1 pseudogene is annotated in these 575 nt (G+C 34.1%); it reads left to right on the forward strand.

Going from position 1 to position 575, the window contains the following annotated elements:
• Window positions 1-575 (forward strand): annotated as a pseudogene (locus AC07XN_RS24560) (transposase); the annotation flags it as partial.

A 575-nucleotide genomic window follows, 5' to 3' on the forward strand; every position in this document is an offset into this window, starting at 1 on the left:
GTTTTACATGTACTTGATAGAGGTTATGCTAATGCTTGGACGATTGAGTGGTTTATGCACTTTGAACAAGATTTTTTAGTTCGTTGGAAGAAAAATCATCTACTCGTTCATGCCGATAAAGGTAAAAAGAAGACACATTTACTAGCTCGTTCCTTCAAAGCTAAATACCGTAAAATTGTATTCGATAATCAACGTAAAATAGCCAAATGTATTTCTATCGCATGGTCACAAGTACAACACCCTGATTTTGAAGAAATTCCTTTGTCTTTAGTAATTGTTAGAGATAGGAAAAATCACCAATCTCCTTTGTATCTACTTACTTCAATTCAGATTAATAATGTCGAGCAGGCGTGGGAAATGTGCCATTCTTATATGCACAGATGGTCTATAGAACAGACGTTTAGATTTTGTAAAACAGAATTAGCCATTGAGTCTCCAAGACTATGGTTTTTCGAGAATACTTGTAAGTTACTTGGAATCGTAGCACTTATCTATGACTTTTTGATGTACTTAATTAATAACTGGGGAAATTGGATACAATTAGCATTAAAACACTGGTGTCATAGAACAGGAAA

It is taken from the genome of Arcicella sp. GW458-12-2-14-TSB2, assembly GCF_059423785.1.